This window comes from Pseudomonas sp. GM21, assembly GCF_000282215.1.
Lineage (GTDB): Bacteria > Pseudomonadota > Gammaproteobacteria > Pseudomonadales > Pseudomonadaceae > Aquipseudomonas.
In genome coordinates this window covers 1-17,702 of record NZ_AKJS01000100.1, presented here as the reverse complement: position 1 = coordinate 17,702, position 17,702 = coordinate 1, and the positions used below count along the sequence as shown (strand labels likewise).

Below are 17,702 nucleotides of genomic sequence, written 5' to 3'. Positions count from 1 at the left end.
GCCGCTGTGAAAGCCAGATCCGATGAGTTGCAGATTTTCGTCTGCGTGATTGAGTGCGGGTCGATTTCCGCGGCGGCCGAACAGGTCGGGCAAACCCCCTCGGCGGTCAGTCGCACGCTGTCACGGCTGGAGGCGAAGCTCGATACCACGCTGATCAACCGCACCACACGGCGCATGGACCTGACCGAGGAGGGCAAGTACTTCTTCGAGCACGCCAAGCGGATTCTCGATCAGATGGACGAACTCGAAGAGCGCCTCAGCTCACGTCAGCAAACTCCGTCCGGGCGCTTGCGGATCAACGCCGCTTCACCGTTCATGCTGCACGCCATCGTGCCGTACATTGACGAATTCCGCAGGCTCTACCCGGACATCCAGCTGGAACTCAACAGCAACGATTTGATCATCGATCTGCTGGAGCAAAGCACCGACATCGCCATTCGCATTGGCACGCTTTCCGACTCGACCCTGCATGCACGCTCCTTGGGTTGCAGCCCGCTGCACATCGTCGCCAGCCCGGCTTATCTTGAACAACAGGGTACGCCACGGGCGGTTGCGGATTTAAGTGAGCACGCGTTGCTGGGGTTTACCCATAACGAAGGCCTTAACCAATGGCCGTTGCGCTCGGTGCATGGTGATCGCTGGCCGATCGAGGCGTCGATCAGTGCCTCCAGCGGCGAGACCATCCGGCATCTGGCGCTGGAAGGCCAGGGCATTGCCTGCCTGTCGCACTACATGACCATCGACGACATTCGCGCCGGGCGATTGCAGATGCTGCTGGCGGACTTCAACAGCGGCTATCGCCAGCCGATCAACGCGGTGTACTACCGTAACTCGCAACTGGCCCTGCGAATTCAGTGCTTTCTGGACTTCATGCAGGGCAAGCTGGCGGCTTATGCGAATTCAGACTTCAAGGGCTGATTCGTGATTCCTGCGCAAGAGTGAATTGGGTCAGAGGGGATTTTTCATCAGTGATCACTCCTCGATACTCGTTGCATCACTTATTCACGCAGGGAGTTTCTCCATGAACGTATTCGTAACCGGCGCAGCGGGTTTCATCGGCGGCTCCATCTCCACCGGCCTGATCCGGGCGGGCCACAAGGTCACCGGCCTCGTTCGCAGCCAGGAACAAGCCGATGAACTGAGCGCGTTGGGCATCACCCCGGTGATCGGCACGCTCGACGACAGCGCACTGCTGGCCGAACAGGCTCGCGCTGCCGATGCGGTGATCAACGCCGCCAGCAGCGACCATCGCGGCGCGGTGGAAGCCTTGCTCAGTGCCTTGCGCGGCTCCAACAAAGTGTTCCTGCACACCAGCGGTTCGAGCATCGTCGGCGATGCCTCGGGCGGAAAAACCAGCGACGTTATCTATTTCGAAGACAAGCTGCCGGAACCGACCGTCGACAAGGCCGCTCGCGTGGCCATCGACAACCTGATCCTCGCAGCAGCGAAAGACGGCGTGAATTCGGCCGTGATCTGCAACACCCTGATCTACGGCCACAGCCTGGGCGTCAACCGCGACAGCGTGCAACTGCCACGCTTGCTCAAACAGGCGCGTAAAAGTGGCGTGGTCCGGCATGTCGGTCCGGGGCAGAACATCTGGTCCAACGTGCACATCGAAGACGTGGTGTCCCTGTACTTGTTGGCGCTGACCAAAAACCTGCCCGGCACGTTCTACTTCGTCGAAAGCGGCGAAGCGTCGTTCATCGACATGACCACTGCCATTGCCCAGGCGCTGGAGTTGGACGCGCCGCAAGACTGGCCGTTGAAAGATGCCGAAGCCGAGTGGGGGTACGAAATGGCCAACTATGGTTTGGGTTCCAATAGCCGGGTGCGGGGGAAAAAGGCGCGTGAGTTGCTGGGTTGGGTGCCGAAGCGGATGTCAGTGATTGAGTGGATTCGGGACGAGATGGTTTGAGTTCGCTTTAGACCGCGTCGCGGCCTTCGCGAGCAGGCTCGCTCCCACAAGGAATTTGTGATCGACGCAAATCCCCTGTGGGAGCGAGCCTGCTCGCGAAGGCATTTCTGAATCCGCATAAACTGGCCGGGCCATCCGCAATTCCGTACCATCCGCGCACTTTCTTCTCGTCACTCCCTGCATGCGGTCCCCTCCATGAAACCCAAACGTCTACGCGCCGATGTCCTGGCCGGGCTCACGACCTCTTTCGCCCTGTTGCCCGAATGCATCGCCTTCGCGCTGGTGGCCCACCTCAATCCACTGATGGGGCTTTACGGGGCGTTCATCATTTGCACCCTGACTGCGCTGTTCGGTGGGCGGCCGGGCATGGTGTCTGGCGCTGCCGGTTCGATGGCCGTGGTGATCGTCGCGCTGGTGGTGCAACACGGCGTGCAGTACTTGCTGGCCACCGTGCTGCTCGGTGGGTTGATCATGTTGGCGTTTGGCTTGCTCAAGCTGGGCAAGCTGGTGCGCATGGTCCCGCACCCGGTGATGCTCGGTTTCGTCAACGGCCTGGCGATCATCATTGCCTTGGCGCAACTGGAACATTTCAAAAGCGGTGACACCTGGCTCAGCGACACGCCGCTGTACGTGATGACGGGGCTGGTGGCCGTCACCATGGCCATTGTCTACCTTCTGCCGCGTCTCACGCGTGCCGTACCGCCAGCACTGGTGGCGATTCTGGGCGTGGGGCTGGCCGTTTATCTGCTGGGTTTGCCGACCCGTACGCTGGGCGACATGGCGCACATTGCCGGTGGCCTGCCGACCTTTGCACTGCCCGATATTCCCTGGAGCCTTGAAACCCTGCACATCATCGCACCCTACGCGATTTTGATGGCGCTGGTCGGTCTGCTGGAAACCTTGCTGACCCTGAACCTGACCGACGAAATCACCGAGAGCCGTGGCTTCCCCGATCGCGAGTGCGTGGCGCTCGGTGCGGCCAACATGGTCTCTGGCGTGTTCGGCGGCATGGGCGGTTGCGCGATGATCGGTCAGACGGTGATCAACCTCAGTTCCGGCGGGCGCGGGCGGCTGTCCGGGGTGATGGCGGGGGTGATGATTCTGCTGTTCATTCTGTTTTTATCGCCGTTGATCGAACGCATCCCGCTGGCGGCGCTGGTCGGAGTGATGTTTGTGGTATCACAGCAAACGTTCGCCTGGGCCTCGTTGCGGGTCGTGAACAAAGTGCCGTTGAACGACGTGTTGGTGATCATTGCCGTGACGGTGATTACCGTGTTCACCGATCTGGCGACTGCGGTGCTGTGCGGGATTATCATCGCGGCACTCAACTTTGCCTGGCAGCAGGCCCGGCAGCTTTACGCCGACAGTCATCTGGAAACCGACGGCAGCAAACTGTACCGGGTGCACGGCACGCTGTTCTTTGCCTCGACGACACCCTTCCTCAATCAATTCGACCCGGCCAATGATCCCGCTCAGGTCACGCTGGATTGCCGTCATCTGAGCTTCGTCGATTACTCGGCCATTGCCGCGCTGAATGCACTGCGCGAACGCTACACCAAGGCCGGCAAGCATCTGCGCGTGCTGCACTTGTCGGAACGCTGCAAGAAACTGCTCAAACGTGCGCGCGTGAGTCATGACTGAGGTTTAACGCAGCAGGTGTACGATGACCGCGGCGGACGATCCCCTGCCGCTGGGAGACTGACATGATGTACGACACGCTGATTCGCAACGCCCTGATCATCGACGGCAGCAACCGCCCCGGCTACTCCGCCGACGTGGCGATTCTGAACGGTCGCATCGAGCGCATCGGCGACTTGCACGACGCCACCGCCACTGAAGAAATCGACGCTGTCGGTCGCGTGCTGGCGCCGGGTTTCATCGACGTCCACACCCATGACGACACCGTGGTGATCCGCCACCCAGAGATGCTGCCCAAACTCAGCCAGGGCGTGACCACAGTGATCGTCGGCAATTGCGGGATCAGTGCTTCGCCGGTGAGTCTGAAGGGCAATCCACCGGACCCGATGAACCTTCTCGGCACTGCTGCGGCGTTTGTCTATCCCAGGTTCAGCGACTACCGCGCGGCGGTCGAAGCGGCAAACACCACGCTGAACGTCGCCGCACTGGTCGGCCACACCGCGTTGCGCAGCAATCATCTCGATAACCTGTTTCGCACCGCCACGCCGGAAGAAATCAGTGCGATGCGCGAGCAACTGCGAGAAAGCCTTGAGGCTGGCGCGTTGGGTTTGTCCACAGGCCTGGCGTATGCCAGCGCGTTCTCCGCGACCACAGACGAAGTGATGCAACTGACTGAAGAACTGACGGCGTTCGGCGCGGTGTACACCACCCATTTGCGCAGTGAATTTGAACCGGTGCTGGAGGCGATGGACGAGGCGTTTCAGATCGGTCGTCATGCGAAATCCCCGGTCATTATTTCCCACCTGAAATGCGCGGGTGCCGGTAACTGGGGACGCAGTCCGCAACTGCTAGCCTCTCTTGAAAACGCGGCGAAAACCCACCCGGTGGGCTGCGATTGTTATCCCTACGCGGCGAGTTCATCGACGCTGGACCTCAAGCAAGTCACCGATGCTCACCGCATCACCATTACCTGGTCCACGCCGCACCCGCAGATGGGTGGCAGCGACCTGATGGACATTGCCGCCGAGTGGGGCATGTCGTTGCTCGACGCCGCCCGCCAATTGCAACCGGCTGGCGCGGTGTACTACGCAATGGACGAATCAGATGTACGAAGCATCCTCGCGCATCCGCTGTCCATGGTCGGCTCTGACGGATTGCCGGAAGACCCGTTTCCGCATCCGCGCTTGTGGGGCGCATTCCCTCGCGTGCTTGGTCATTTCAGTCGCGATGTCGGACTGTTTCCGCTGCACACCGCCGTACACAAGATGACTGGGCTGTCGGCGGCGCGGTTTGGCTTGAAGGAACGTGGCGAAATCCGCGAAGGGCATTGGGCGGATCTGGTGTTGTTCAATCCGCTGACCATTCGTGACGTGGCGGATTTCAACGACCCGCAACGGGCGGCGGAAGGGATTGACGGGGTGTGGGTCAACGGTGTGTTGAGTTACCGCGATGGGAAAGCGAACGGTAAACGGAAAGGGCGGTTTTTGGCGCGGGAAGGGGATCTGCGTGACGGGTTTCAGTAAGCCTTATTAGTGGTCCGTCACACTAGTGGCACATTGCAATTAAAGAAAGCCGCCGCCAAGCCGAATCGCTGTTATTCGACCCAGCTACAATGGGGGTCTTTTCAGTCAGGGAGTAACTGCATGAGCTTCGGTAAAATCACCCCGATCCTGCGGATTTTCGATGAAGGCAAGGCGTTGGAATTCTACGTCGACTTCCTGGGTTTCAAGGTCGACTGGCAACATCGCTTTGAAGCGAATTTCCCGCTGTACCTGCAAGTCTCCCGTGGCGAGTGCGTGCTGCACCTGTCCGAACACCATGGCGACAGCACGCCGGGTTCGGCACTGCGCATCGAGACGGATGAACTGGAGGCGTTTCAGCAGCAGCTGATCGCCAAGGAATACACGTTTTCGCATCCACAGATTCAGGCCATGCCGTGGGGCAGTCAGGACATGACCATTGCCGACCCGTTCGGCAATCGGTTGGTGTTCACCAACGCGATCAGCCTCTGAGCTTTCAGCCTTCGTCCGGCACCCGGTGGGTTTGGCGAAACTCGCCCGGGGGCATCCCGCGCCGGCTTTTGAACGTACGGTGAAACGAGCGGGGTTCGGTGAAACCCAAGTACTGGGCGATGTCCTGAATCGGCAGCGTGCTGTTGAGCAGGTAATGCTCGGCCAGCTCCTGACGCAGGTCATCGAGGATTTGCTGGTACGACGTACCGGCCTGATGCAGCTGGCGTTGCAGCGTGCGCACTGACACAGCGAGATGTTCGGCCACTTGCTCTTTGCGCGGCAGACCTTCCTTAAGCAATTGACGCAGGATGCTTTTGACTCGCTGTTCCAGCGACGCGTCTTCCAGTGTCGCCATCAATCCCATGGCATGTTCTTCCAGGGTGCGCAGCAATTGCGCATCGGCCTGGCGCAACGGCAACTGCAAATATGGCAATGGGACAATCAGTGCCGAATAAGGCTGGTCGAACAGCACCGGACAGTCGAAGAATTGCTCGTACTGCGTCAGCGCAGTCTCGGCTGGGCGTGGATGTTCCAGCCAGACGGCAGCCGGCGACATCTGTGTGTCAGCGATCCAGCGCGCGTATTGCAGCCAGGAGCCGAGCACGTTTTCCACCAGGTGCCGGCGGATACGCGGGCGTTGATAGCGGCAGGTCCAGATCAGGTGCACGTGGCTGTCCTGCACCTCGGCGCGGCTGACGCCCATGTCGCCCACCAGTTTCTCGAACGGCATGATGCGGCTCATGGCATCGCCCAGTGTCGCGCAGTTCATGGTGATGTAACCCAGCACGCTCCAGGAGTTGGGTAACACAAAACGCGCGGCGTTGAGCCCGAACAACGGATCGCCCGAGTGTTCGCAGAAATAATCGAGCAGCCGTTCATGGGCTTCACCCGGCAACCGCAGGCTGTTGTCACTCAACTGCTGCGCCTGCAACCCGGCAGCCGCCAACGCAGGCTCGATGGCCACGCCCAGTTGTTCGGCATGGCGCAGGTATTTGAGCAACGGCGGAACGGAAGTGAAGCCCAGGGATTGCATGATCGTCTTCCTTTGATCAGGCCCGCGTGCGCGGATGAATGCGCTGAAAGGTAATTTGAAACCACGGCTAAAGTAAATGGCTGACGCCTGCGCGACGTTTGACTCAATTGGCTACTCGAACTGGCCGGATGCGACCGTGACACTTTCCGGCGGCTGACTAGTATGGGGGCCTGAAATATCACTGATCAGAACCGCAAAAGGACACACGCATGCGACGCTGGAACGGCTGGGGAGATGCAACCACGGTGGTCGAGCTGCCGGCCCAGGGCGCGAGTTTTCTCGCCCGGCGGGTGGGCGACGGTCGAGCGCTGCCCGATGCGACGCTTGAGACAGCATTGGCCCGGGTGCCGGCCTCGCGGTTGCAGCAACACCCGTTGTACAGCGTGGATGCCCATGATCGGTTGCTGCATGCCCGGGGTCAGAGCCTGCCGGACTGGCTGGCGCTGCGAGAAGGGGCGCTGGGGAATTATCCCGACGCCGTGGCGTTCCCCGAAACTGCCGAACAGATCCGCCAGTTGTTGGCGCTCGCCCATGAGCAGGACCTGTGCCTGATTCCTTATGGCGGCGGCACTTCGGTGGCCGGGCACATCAATCCACCGAGTACCGCGCGGCCCGTGGTGACGGTTTCCCTGGCGCGCATGAATCGCCTGCTGGACCTCGACGAACAAAGTTTGTTGGCCACTTTCGACCCCGGTGCGACAGGGCCACAAGTGGAAAGTCAGCTGCGCGCCCGGGGTTACACCCTGGGGCATTTCCCACAGTCGTGGGAGCTGTCGACCCTCGGTGGTTGGGTCGCCAGTCGCTCCAGTGGCCAGCAATCGTTGCGCTATGGGCGAATCGAGCAACTGTTCGCCGGCGGGACCCTAGAAACCTTTGTCGGGCCGTTGGAAATTCCCACTTTCCCGGCCTCGGCGGCCGGTCCCGATCTGCGCGAAGTGGTGTTGGGTTGTGAGGGGCGTTTCGGGATCATTTCCGAGGTCAAGGTGCGGGTCAGCGCACTGCCGGCCGATGAACGTTTCTACGGGGTGTTTCTGCCCGATTGGCCGCAAGCGCTGCAAGCCATCCGCCAGTTGGCCCAGGCGCGCGTGCCGCTGTCGATGCTGCGCCTGTCCAACGCGGTGGAAACCGAAACCCAGCTGGCGCTGGCCGGTCATCCGCAGCAGATCGCCTGGCTGGAAAAGTACCTGGCCCTGCGCGGTGCCGGTGAGGGCAAATGCCTGCTGACGTTCGGCGTGACCGGCAATCGCCGGCAAAATGCGCTGTCCCTGCGTCAGGCGCGGCAGCACCTCAAGTCGTTCGGCGGGGTGTTTACCGGCACCTTGCTCGGCAAGAAGTGGGCGCAGAATCGCTTCCGTTTTCCCTACCTGCGGGAAAATCTGTGGAACGCCGGTTATGTGGTGGACACCCTGGAAACGGCCACCGACTGGAGCAACGTCGATAACCTGCTCACGCTCATCGAAAACAGCCTGCGCGATGCCTTGGCGGCTGAAGGCGAACGGGTGCATGTCTTCACCCACCTGTCCCATGTCTACGGCGAAGGATCGAGCATCTACACCACCTATGTGTTTCGCCCGGCAGTGGATTACCCCGCCACCCTGGCCCGCTGGCAGGCGCTCAAGCAGGCGGCCAGCCAGATCATCGTCGACAACCACGGCACCATCAGTCACCAGCATGGCGTGGGCAAGGACCACGCGCCATACCTGCTGCGTGAGAAAGGCGGGCTGGCGATGGATACCTTGCAGGCGCTGAGCCGGCATTTTGATCCGGCCGGGCGGCTGAACCCTGGCACGCTGTTGCAGGAGTGACGGCCATGAGCCTGGACTGGAACGCCGCGTGGCGACAGCGCGTGCTGCCGACATTGGCGGATGAAACCTGGGACCTGATCGTCATCGGCGGCGGCATCAGCGGCGCCGGTATCCTGCGCGAAGCTGCGCGCCGTGGCTGGCGCTGTCTGCTGCTTGAGCAGCGAGATTTCGCCTGGGGCACCTCCAGCCGATCTTCGAAAATGGTCCATGGCGGCTTGCGTTATATCGCCAAGGGCCAGTGGCGCCTGACCCGCGATTCGGTCCGCGAACGCCAGCGCCTGCTCGACGAAGCGCCGGGATTGGTGGAGCCGATGAGTTTCATGATGCCGCATTACCGTGGTGGCTTTCCCGGACCGCGAGTGCTGGGTGGTTTGTTGTCCATTTATGACGCGTTGGCCGGACGGCGCAGCCATCGCTTCCATGACGCGCAACAACTGCGTTATCTGGCGCCGGGGGTAAAGGAACATGACCTGCTGGGTGGCACCTGTTTTGTCGATGCACTGACCGATGATGCGCGTCTGGTGATGCGCGTATTGGGTGAGGCTCGGGCCGACGGCGCCGTGGTGCTCAACGGCGTGTGCGTGCAGCAATTGCTGCGTGAAGAGGGGCGCGTTTGCGGGGTTCAGGTCGAAGACTGCGAGGGGGGCGGATTACTGACATTGCGTTGTGGTGTGCTGGCCGTGGCCACCGGCGCGTGGGCCGAGCGCTTGCGCCTGCCCGATGCCCCTCGCCAGTTGCGCCCGTTGCGTGGCAGTCATCTGTTGTTGCCGGGCTGGCGCCTGCCAGTGGCGCAGGCCTTCACCTTCCTCCACGAGCGCGACCGTCGACCGGTGTTCGTTTTCCCGTGGGAGGGTGCCACGGTGATTGGCACCACGGACCTCGATCATCGCGAGGATCTGGATGAGAGCGCGAGCATCAGCGCTGAGGAACTCGACTATCTGTTGGCGGCCTGTAATCAGCAATTCCCCGGCGCTGAAGTGGTCGCTGCCGACGTGCTGTCGACCTGGTCGGGCGTGCGCCCGGTGGTGGGCAGCGCGGCGGGTGAACTCAAACCGTCGAATGAAACCCGTGAGCATGTGCTGTGGCAGGAGCCCGGTTGCGTGACGCTGGCCGGCGGCAAGCTGACCACCTTTCGCCCGCAGGCCATCGAAGTGCTCAAGGCCTGCGCGACCATGCTCCACCGCCCCTTTGATGATGACGCCGCGCCGGTGTTTGCCGCCGTGCCGCCGCTGGAAATCCCCGGGCTCTGTGGCAGCCAGTGGCGACGCCTGGCCGGGCGGCATGGCCGGGACCTGCCGAGGCTGGCGAAACTGATCAAGGAACTGGGCCATGACAGCGTTGGCGCCACGGACACCTTGTGGGCGGAACTGGCCTTTGCCTGTGATTCGGAAATGGTCCTGCACCTGGATGACCTGCTGCTGCGTCGCACCCGTCTGGGCCTGTTGCTGCCACGTGGCGCCGAGGATTACTTTGCGGCCATCCGCCGACTCTGCCAACCGCGACTCCGCTGGGATGATGAGCGCTGGCAGCAGGAGTTGCAGCGCTATCAGGCGTTATGTCAACGCCATCACGGTCTGCCCGGCAGTCGCGTTGAGCACCCATAACCCTGTAGCAGCTGTCGAGCGCAGCGAGGCAGCGTTCGGCGGCGAAGCCATCGCAAAACCACCACCCCGCAGATTCAGAAAAACCTCCGGGGTAGAGATGACGAGAACGTTGTTCTCGGACGCAGCCTCGCTCCGCTCGACAGCTGCTACGGGCTACGGATTATAAGAATTCAGGAATGTGCGCGACCCATGCCCATTGAAGAGAGCTCCATGGATAACCACCCGAACAAGCGTTACCTGTTGGCCATCGACAATGGTACCCAGAGCGTGCGTGCGCTGCTCTTCGACCTGCAGGGCAATCTGCTGGGCAAAGGCAAGGTCGAGTTGCAGGCCTATTACTCGACACGACCCGGCTGGGCCGAGCAGGACCCGGAGTATTACTGGGCGAAACTGGGCGAAGCCTGCCAGCAGGTGTGGCAGCAAACCGGTATCGATCGTTCGCAGATTGCCGGCGTATCCCTGACCACTCAGCGCGGCACCTTGATCAATGTCGATGCCCAGGGCAAGCCGCTGCGCCCGGCAATCCTCTGGCTCGATCAACGACAGACTGAAGTCGAAGGCGGGATCAAGGGGCCGTGGGGCTGGCTGTTCAAACTGGTCGGCGCGCAAGCCACCGTGGATTATTTTCGCGCCCAGGCCGAGGCCAACTGGATCGCCCGCCACCAACCCGAAGTATGGGCGGCGACCGACAAGTTTTTGCTGCTCTCGGGGTTTCTCACTCATCGCCTGTGCGGGCGCTTTGTCGATTCCGTGGGCTGTTGCGTCGGCTACCTGCCGTTCGATTTCAAACGTCTGAAATGGGCCGCGCCCAGCGACTGGAAATGGCAGGCGCTGGCGGTGCGTCCCGAGCAATTGCCGAGCCTGCATAAGCCCGGTGAAACCCTGGGCTACATCAGCGCCGAGGCCAGCCGCCACACCGGCATTCCCGAAGGACTGCCCCTGATCGCCGCGGGTGCCGACAAGGCGTGCGAAGTCGTGGGTTCCGGTGTCGTCGACGCTGACACGGTGTGCCTGTCCTACGGCACCACGGCAACGATCACCAGTACCCGGTCGCGCTACCTGGAAATCGTCCCGTTGATTCCACCTTACCCGTCTGCGCTGCCGGATCATTACAACTGCGAGGTGATGATTTATCGCGGCTACTGGATGGTCAGCTGGTTCAAGAACGAGTTCGGCCTGCGGGAAATGCAGCAGGCCAAAGCGCAGGGCATTGAACCCGAACAACTCTTCGATGCACTGGTCGACGCCGTGCCACCGGGGTCCATGGGGCTGATGCTGCAACCCTACTGGACGCCCGGCATCCGCGAACCGGGTGTGGAAGCCAAGGGCGCAATGATCGGCTTCGGCGATGTGCATACCCGCGCGCATATCTACCGGGCAATCCTCGAAGGCCTGGCGTATGCCTTGCGCCAGGGCATGGAGAACATCGAGAAACGTTCGAAGGTCTCCGTCAAGCGTTTGCGTGTCGCCGGTGGCGGCTCCCAGAGCGATGCGGCGATGCAGCTCACGGCGAACATTTTTGGCCTGCCGGCCGAGCGCCCGCATGTCTACGAAGCGTCCGGTCTGGGCGCGGCCATTTGCTGCGCGGTGGGGCTGGGTCTGCACGCGGATTTTCCCACCGCGATGGCGGCCATGACACGGGTAGGTGCGGTGTTCATGCCGCAACCCGAGGCGCAGCAGATCTATGAGCGACTGTACAAAGAGGTCTACCTGCGCATGTACCGGCAGCTCAAGCCGTTGTACCAAAGCATCCGCAAAATCACCGGTTACCCCGCTTAGGAATACACCGCAGCCCTCTGTGGGAGCGAGCCTGCTCGCGAAAGCGGAGTGTCAGTCACCATTGATTTTACTGACCCACCGCATTCGCGAGCAGGCTCGCTCCCACAATGTCCCGCGGTTTTTTTGCACCTTGGGTGTGGCGCTATCGGAGAGCTTTTCTGGTGAGATTGGACAGTGTCAGGGGCAGGGTCGGTTGTTAGGCTCAACCCCACAGCACGTCCAATAAGAACCAAAAACAATGAAGCTGACATTCCTCCTGCTGCTTTGTGGAACGACTCCGATGGCGTGGGGCTGGTCCAACCATACGGTGGGCAGCTACCTGGCGTTGCAGGATCTGTCGGCCTTGCACAATGCTCCTCAGGTTGAAGTCGAGCCGCTGGAGCAGTTTCTCGCGCAACAATACGAAGCCGTGAGCGCGTTGCTGGAAGAACAGGAACAGTTCGCCCGCGAGCACTTCGCCCAGTACCCGCCGCGCCCCGATAACCTGCGGCTGCCAACCGTGCCTGGGGACAACTTGCGGCACGACTTCCTCACCGCGATGCGCATCAATCCACAGATTCATCTGGCGATGGTTATCCAGCCGTTGCCCGGCAAGGATTTGGCCGAGCGTGAACACCTTAAAGCCGAGCAGGTCATGGTCGAGCAGACGCTCTCACCGTGGAATCGCCAGCGTTTCATCCGCGTGGCGGACGGCGAAAAAGTAGCGCCCCTGGCCGTGTTGGCCAGCGCTGCCGATGAGCCGGATTACGGCCACGACATCAACCTGTTCAGCGACAACCCAGGCTTGGTCGGCGCGTTGTACGGTTTCGGCCCGCAGTCTTTTGGCGATGCACAGTTTCAGTACAGCTCCCAGGCGCCGTTCCATATGGGGTTCTTCCATGAAAGTGCGGTGGTGTATGCCGCCGCCGGATTTCTTCAGCGCAGCTGGCCGGACTGGCGTGCCTACCAGTACAGGGGTTTGGCTAGATTGGCGTTTGCCACTGGCCATCCTTACTGGGGTTATCGTTTTCTCGGTTGGGGCCTTCACCACGTTCAGGATCTGACCCAGCCTTATCACGCCAAGCCACTGCCCGGTGTCGAACTGGCGAGCCTGCTGCTACTGGAAAGCAAGGCGTTGGCCGGCTTCGACGCCGATAAGCAGGCGGCCATCGAACGGGTCGCCACCCGGCACATGGAAGTGGAGAAATATCAGTCGACCTGGCTTCGTCGCCTGCTGCGCGAAGGCCAGCCACACCCGATGCTCAAGGCTTACGCCGATCTTGTACAAGACGTTCGCTACCCGCCGTACTCAGTGGACTACCTGCGCGAGGTGGTGAGTGCCGAGTCCGCCGACGCATCCGCCGCGTTCGATGAAGCCATCGGGCAGTGGCTGGACACGGCACCGGCCACCAGCGATTTCAGCGCCGGTAACCAGGTGCAGCGCGAAGACTTCGACCATCCGGCACTTAACCGACAGCTGTTCAGACTGCTGGGGCATTTCGGCGCGCACAGCCGGATTTATGTCAGTACGGGATTGGCGCCATAGCCATCGCGGCAACATGGCCCGCTGACACAGACATCATAAAAACAATAAAACCAGGGAAGAGGAATAGATCATGAACACTCGATTTCGCCTGTCTGGCGCGGCGCTCCCCGGCGTCGGCCTGGCAGGGCTGCTGCAACTGTGCGCGATCGACGGCGTGCAGGCAAAGGAGTTCAGCGTGCTGGACAATCAGGTCACCGGTTCTTTCGACAGTACCTTGTCCTATGGCCGCTTGTGGCGAGTCCAGGGCCGGGACAAGAACAACGACGACATCAATACCAACGACGGCAATCGCAACTTCGACACCGGGCTGGTTTCCGAGGTGTACAAGATCACCTCGGAGCTTGAGGCCAACTATCAGAACTACGGAATGTTCATGCGCGGCACCGCGTTCTATGACACCCAATTGATGGACAAACGCAACGACTACTACCGCAACAACAACCCGTCGCAACCGAGCCAGAGTTACCCGCAGGATGACCACTTCACTGACCAGACCCGCGATATCGCCGGTAGCCGGGTGGAGATGCTCGACGCCTACGTCTATGGCAACTGGGACGTGGTACAGATGCCGGTCACGGCGCGTCTCGGGCGCCAGGTGTTCAACTGGGGCGAGGGGGTTTTCTACCGGGGCGGGATCAACACCACCAACCCGGTGGACGCGGCCAAGTACCGTTTGCCCGGGGCCGAAGTCAAGGAAGTGCTGGTGCCGGTGGAAGCGCTCAGCTTCAACATCGGCCTGACCGACACCCTGACCATGGAAAGCTTCTACCAGACGAACTGGAAGGAAACCCGCATCGACCCGGTCGGTACGTTCTACTCGCAGACGGACCTGTTCGCCGACGGCGGCAACACCGGCTACAACAACTTTACCAATACCGCGCTGGACACCCCGGTGCCTGGCTTCGGTAACGTGATCGACCTGTACAGCGCGCTGGGCAACAACCCCTCGCTCAACCAGGCCCTGAGCAGCACCGGCCTTTATGCCAACGGGGTGACCCCGACCTTCGGCAATATCGTCAAGGTGGCGACCGTCGGCAAGGATTACAACGCGCGCAATGACGGTCAGTTCGGTTTTGCCTTTCGCTACGTCGCAGAAGAACTCAACAGCACCGAGTTCGGGTTATACCTGGTCAACTACCACGCCAAGGAACCGACTGTCTCCGCCGATCTGGGGGGTTACCAGGGCATCGACATGAATGCCCTGACCAACCTGTTGACCGGAGTCGCCGGCAGTCAGGCGGGGCAACTGGCCAACGGCCTGGCGACCGTGGATGTGATGGGCAATATTCAGGCTCATCGTCGCTACGCGGAAGACATCCGCATGTACGGCTTCAGTTTCAACACCACCCTGGGCCAGGCGTCGGTGTTTGGTGAAGTGGCCTATCGGCCGAACCTGCCCATCGGGGTCGCCGCCACCAACGACCTGATCGGCGACCTGGCCAACGGCGCTGCCGCATTGGCAGGTGGCCAGAGCATCAACATTGGCGGGCAGCAAGTCACGCTCGATGGCCAGATCAACAACGCTGAGCGGGTGGAAGCGTTCAACACTTCCCTGGGCACCATTTACAACTTTGGTCCGAGCCTGTCTTTCGACTCGATGTTCGGCGTGTTCGAGCTGGCATCCGAGCACCTGCGCGGCAGTAACTTGCAGTACACCGCGTATGACGGCAGTAACCGTTACTACGCGGGCACCGGCAACTTTTCCTATGTGTCCGGTGGCCGCCGCAGCGACCAGGTCAACCGCGATTCCTACAGCTACACCGCAATGGTCAATGGCACCTGGAACGACGTGTATGCCGGGGTCAACGTCTCGCCCTACGTCGTCTACAAGGACGATTTCAAGGGCAACAGTTATCAGGCGGGCAACACCATCGAGGGCCGCAAGGCCTACACCCTGGGGATCAAGGCCAACTACCAGAACAAGCTGGAGGCCGAGCTGCAATACACCGAATTCTACGGTGGTGGGCAGGACAACGGCCTGCGTGATCGCGACAACGTCGGCTTCAACCTCAAGTACTTCCTTTGATTGCTACACACAACCCCCCTGTGGGAGCGAGCCTGCTCGCGAAGACGGCCGCACAGCCAATAAAGATGTCGCCTGACACACCGCTTTCGCGAGCAGGCTCGCTCCCACAGGGTATCTGCTGTGTTTTGCAGGCCTGCTGAATTTTTTCGGAGAACGATCATGTTTCACACTTCACGCCTGACCCAAACCACGCTGGCGCTGTTCCTGAGCCTGGCCGCCGGCAGCACGCTGGCCGCCATCACGCCCCAGCAAGCCGAGCAATTGAAAACCACGCTGACACCGCTGGGCGCCGAGCGTGCCGGCAACGCCGCCGGAACCATCCCGGCCTGGGCCGGTGGTATCACCCAGGCACCGGCAGGCTACAAGCCGGGTCAGCATCACCCGGACCCGTATACGGCGGACAAGCCGCAGTTCACCATCACCAAGGCCAACCTGGAACAGTACAAGGCCCACCTCAGCCCGGGTCAGATCGCCCTGTTCAACAGCTACCCTGACACCTTCCAGATGCCGGTCTATCCTTCTCGCCGGTCGGGCTCGGCGCCGCAGTGGCTGTATGACAACACCTTCAAGAATGCGACGTCGGCCAAGCTGCTCGACGGCGGGACCGGTTTTGCCGATGCCTATGGCGGCGTGCCGTTCCCCGTGCCCAAGGATGGCATCGAGGCGCTGTGGAACCACATCACCCGTTATCGCGGCACCTATGTAGTTCGACGTGCTTCCGAAGCGCCGGTGCAGCGCAATGGCAGCTTCGCGCTCGTGACCTCGCAACAGGAAGGGCTCTTCACCTATTACCGCCCGGGCGGGCAGTTTGCCGACCTGAAAAACACCCTGTTTTACTACCTGGCGTTCGTGAAGAGCCCTGCTCGGCTGGCCGGCGGTGCGGCGTTGGTTCACGAGACCCTGGACCAGCTCAAGGACCCGCGTCAGGCCTGGATCTACGATGCCGGCCAACGCCGTGTGCGCCGCGCGCCGAACCTTGCATATGACACGCCGATCGCCTCATCCGACGGCCTGCGCACGGCGGACGATACCGACTTGTTCAACGGCTCGCCGGATCGTTACGACTGGAAGCTCAAGGGCAAGCAGGAAGTCTACATTCCCTACAACAATTACAAGGTCGGCAGCCCTGAGGTGAAGTACGCGCAGTTGCTCACACCGGGTCACCTCAACCCGCAATACACCCGCTATGAGCTGCACCGGGTCTGGGTAGTCGAAGGCACGCTCAAGCCGGGCTCGCGGCATATCTATTCCAAGCGCGTGCTGTTTCTGGACGAGGACAGTTGGGGTGCCGCACTGGTGGATCAATATGACGGGCGAGGGGAGTTGTGGCGGGTGTCGATGGCCTACCTGAAAAACTTCTACGACCTGCCCACCACCTGGAGTGCGCTGGACGTTTTCCATGACTTGCAGGCGCGTCGTTACTACGTGCAGAACCTGGATAACGAAGAACCGGCCACCGTGGACTTCGCCCAAGCGGTGCCGGAAGACGCGTATTTCATGCCGTCGGCGTTGCGTCAGCGCGGGACGCGGTGACTCACCTGACGCATTCGCGAGCAGGCTCGCTCCCACAGGGTAATGGGTTGATTGATCGTGCCCACGCTCTGCGTGGGCATGCAGCCCGTGACGCTCTGCGTCACATTTAGGAGCGGACGCAGAGCGTCCGTTGCGGCATTCCCACGCGGAGCGTGGGAACGATCAAAAGTGAATGTCAAACGCGGAAATGGCTGACCATCATCTGCAACTGATTCCCCAACCGCGCCAGTTCAACGCTCGACGCGGCGGTTTCGTCGCTGGCAGCGGCAGTCTGTTCCGACACGTCACGTACATTGATGATGCTACGGCTGATCTCTTCGGCCACGGCGCTTTGCTGTTCGGCAGCGGCGGCGATTTGCTGGTTCATCGACTGGATGTTGGACACGGTGCGGGTGATGTTTTCCAGTGACACACCGGCCTTGCGGGTCAGCGCAACGCTGCTGTCGGTGAGGGTGCGGCTGTTGTTCATGACCGCCGACACTTGTTGCGTGCCGCTCTGCAGAGCGGCCACCAGGCCTTCGATCTCTTCGGTGGATTTCTGCGTGCGCTGGGCCAGGCCCCGAACTTCATCAGCCACCACGGCGAACCCACGACCGGCTTCACCGGCTCGGGCGGCTTCAATCGCGGCGTTGAGCGCCAGCAGATTAGTCTGTTCGGCGACGGCTTTGATCACGTCCATGACGCTGCCGATCTTGTCGCTTTCCTGTTGCAGCACACTCATGGCTTCGGTGGAGCGCACCACTTCGCTGGCCAGGCGTTCGATCTGGGCGATGGCTTCGTTGACCACCTTGCCACCCTCGCGCGCTTCGCCGTCTGCCGCTGCGGCGGGTTG

Annotated in this window: 13 protein-coding genes; 11 read left to right on the top strand and 2 right to left on the bottom strand. The window is 61.4% G+C overall.

The features are described 5' to 3' along the window. The first annotated feature begins 6 nt into the window (after positions 1–6). The 5 genes from PMI22_RS13110 to PMI22_RS13130 all read left to right on the top strand — a co-directional run bounded on the left by PMI22_RS13110 (position 7) and on the right by PMI22_RS13130 (position 5,565). On the top strand, positions 7–918 hold the full coding sequence (locus PMI22_RS13110; RefSeq protein WP_007946312.1) for a LysR family transcriptional regulator: 912 nt from the start codon (positions 7–9) through the stop codon (positions 916–918). Positions 919–1,021: 103 nt separating this feature from the next. Continuing rightward, positions 1,022–1,915 (top strand): NAD-dependent epimerase/dehydratase family protein, encoded by an 894-nt coding sequence (locus PMI22_RS13115; protein WP_007946311.1) that lies wholly within the window; start codon positions 1,022–1,024, stop codon positions 1,913–1,915. Positions 1,916–2,110: 195 nt separating this feature from the next. Further along, positions 2,111–3,556 carry a SulP family inorganic anion transporter gene (locus tag PMI22_RS13120; protein WP_007946310.1) on the top strand — a complete coding sequence of 482 codons (1,446 nt, stop codon included), beginning with the start codon at positions 2,111–2,113 and terminating at the stop codon, positions 3,554–3,556. 62 nt (positions 3,557–3,618) lie between these two features. Further along, complete coding sequence (locus PMI22_RS13125) at positions 3,619–5,076, top strand: N-acyl-D-amino-acid deacylase family protein (protein WP_007946309.1); 1,458 nt, start codon at positions 3,619–3,621, stop codon at positions 5,074–5,076. A 120-nt stretch (positions 5,077–5,196) separates the two neighbouring features. Beyond that, complete coding sequence (locus PMI22_RS13130) at positions 5,197–5,565, top strand: glyoxalase superfamily protein (RefSeq protein WP_007946308.1); 369 nt, start codon at positions 5,197–5,199, stop codon at positions 5,563–5,565. 4 nt (positions 5,566–5,569) lie between these two features. On the opposite strand, the gene gliR is transcribed toward PMI22_RS13130, so the two are convergent. After that, positions 5,570–6,598, bottom strand: a complete 1,029-nt coding sequence (gene gliR / locus PMI22_RS13135) for an AraC family transcriptional regulator GliR (protein WP_007946307.1) — start codon at positions 6,596–6,598, stop codon at positions 5,570–5,572. 209 nt (positions 6,599–6,807) lie between these two features. Here gliR and PMI22_RS13140 point away from each other — a divergent pair, with 209 nt between their 5' ends. The 6 genes from PMI22_RS13140 to PMI22_RS13165 all read left to right on the top strand — a co-directional run bounded on the left by PMI22_RS13140 (position 6,808) and on the right by PMI22_RS13165 (position 16,870). Further along, positions 6,808–8,403 (top strand): FAD-binding oxidoreductase, encoded by a 1,596-nt coding sequence (locus tag PMI22_RS13140; protein ID WP_007946305.1) that lies wholly within the window; start codon positions 6,808–6,810, stop codon positions 8,401–8,403. A 5-nt stretch (positions 8,404–8,408) separates the two neighbouring features. Further along, a complete protein-coding gene (locus tag PMI22_RS13145; RefSeq protein WP_007946304.1) occupies positions 8,409–10,007 on the top strand; it encodes a glycerol-3-phosphate dehydrogenase/oxidase in 1,599 nt (532 codons plus the stop codon). A gap of 210 nt (positions 10,008–10,217) precedes the next feature. Then, positions 10,218–11,786, top strand: coding sequence for an FGGY-family carbohydrate kinase (locus tag PMI22_RS13150; RefSeq protein ID WP_033049301.1), 1,569 nt, complete (start codon positions 10,218–10,220; stop codon positions 11,784–11,786). A gap of 238 nt (positions 11,787–12,024) precedes the next feature. Further along, a complete protein-coding gene (locus PMI22_RS13155) occupies positions 12,025–13,311 on the top strand; it encodes a phospholipase (protein WP_033049299.1) in 1,287 nt (428 codons plus the stop codon). A 70-nt stretch (positions 13,312–13,381) separates the two neighbouring features. Further along, positions 13,382–15,337: a DUF1302 domain-containing protein gene (locus tag PMI22_RS13160; RefSeq protein ID WP_007946301.1), complete on the top strand. Its 1,956-nt coding sequence runs from the start codon at positions 13,382–13,384 to the stop codon at positions 15,335–15,337. A gap of 159 nt (positions 15,338–15,496) precedes the next feature. Next, the gene (locus tag PMI22_RS13165; protein WP_007946300.1) at positions 15,497–16,870 is read left to right on the top strand and encodes a DUF1329 domain-containing protein; all 1,374 of its coding nucleotides are present in this window, start codon (positions 15,497–15,499) and stop codon (positions 16,868–16,870) included. Between the two features lie 175 nt (positions 16,871–17,045). On the opposite strand, the gene PMI22_RS13170 is transcribed toward PMI22_RS13165, so the two are convergent. Continuing rightward, positions 17,046–17,702, bottom strand: a 657-nt coding sequence (locus tag PMI22_RS13170; protein WP_007946299.1) for a methyl-accepting chemotaxis protein, incomplete at its 5' end; no start/stop codon positions are given.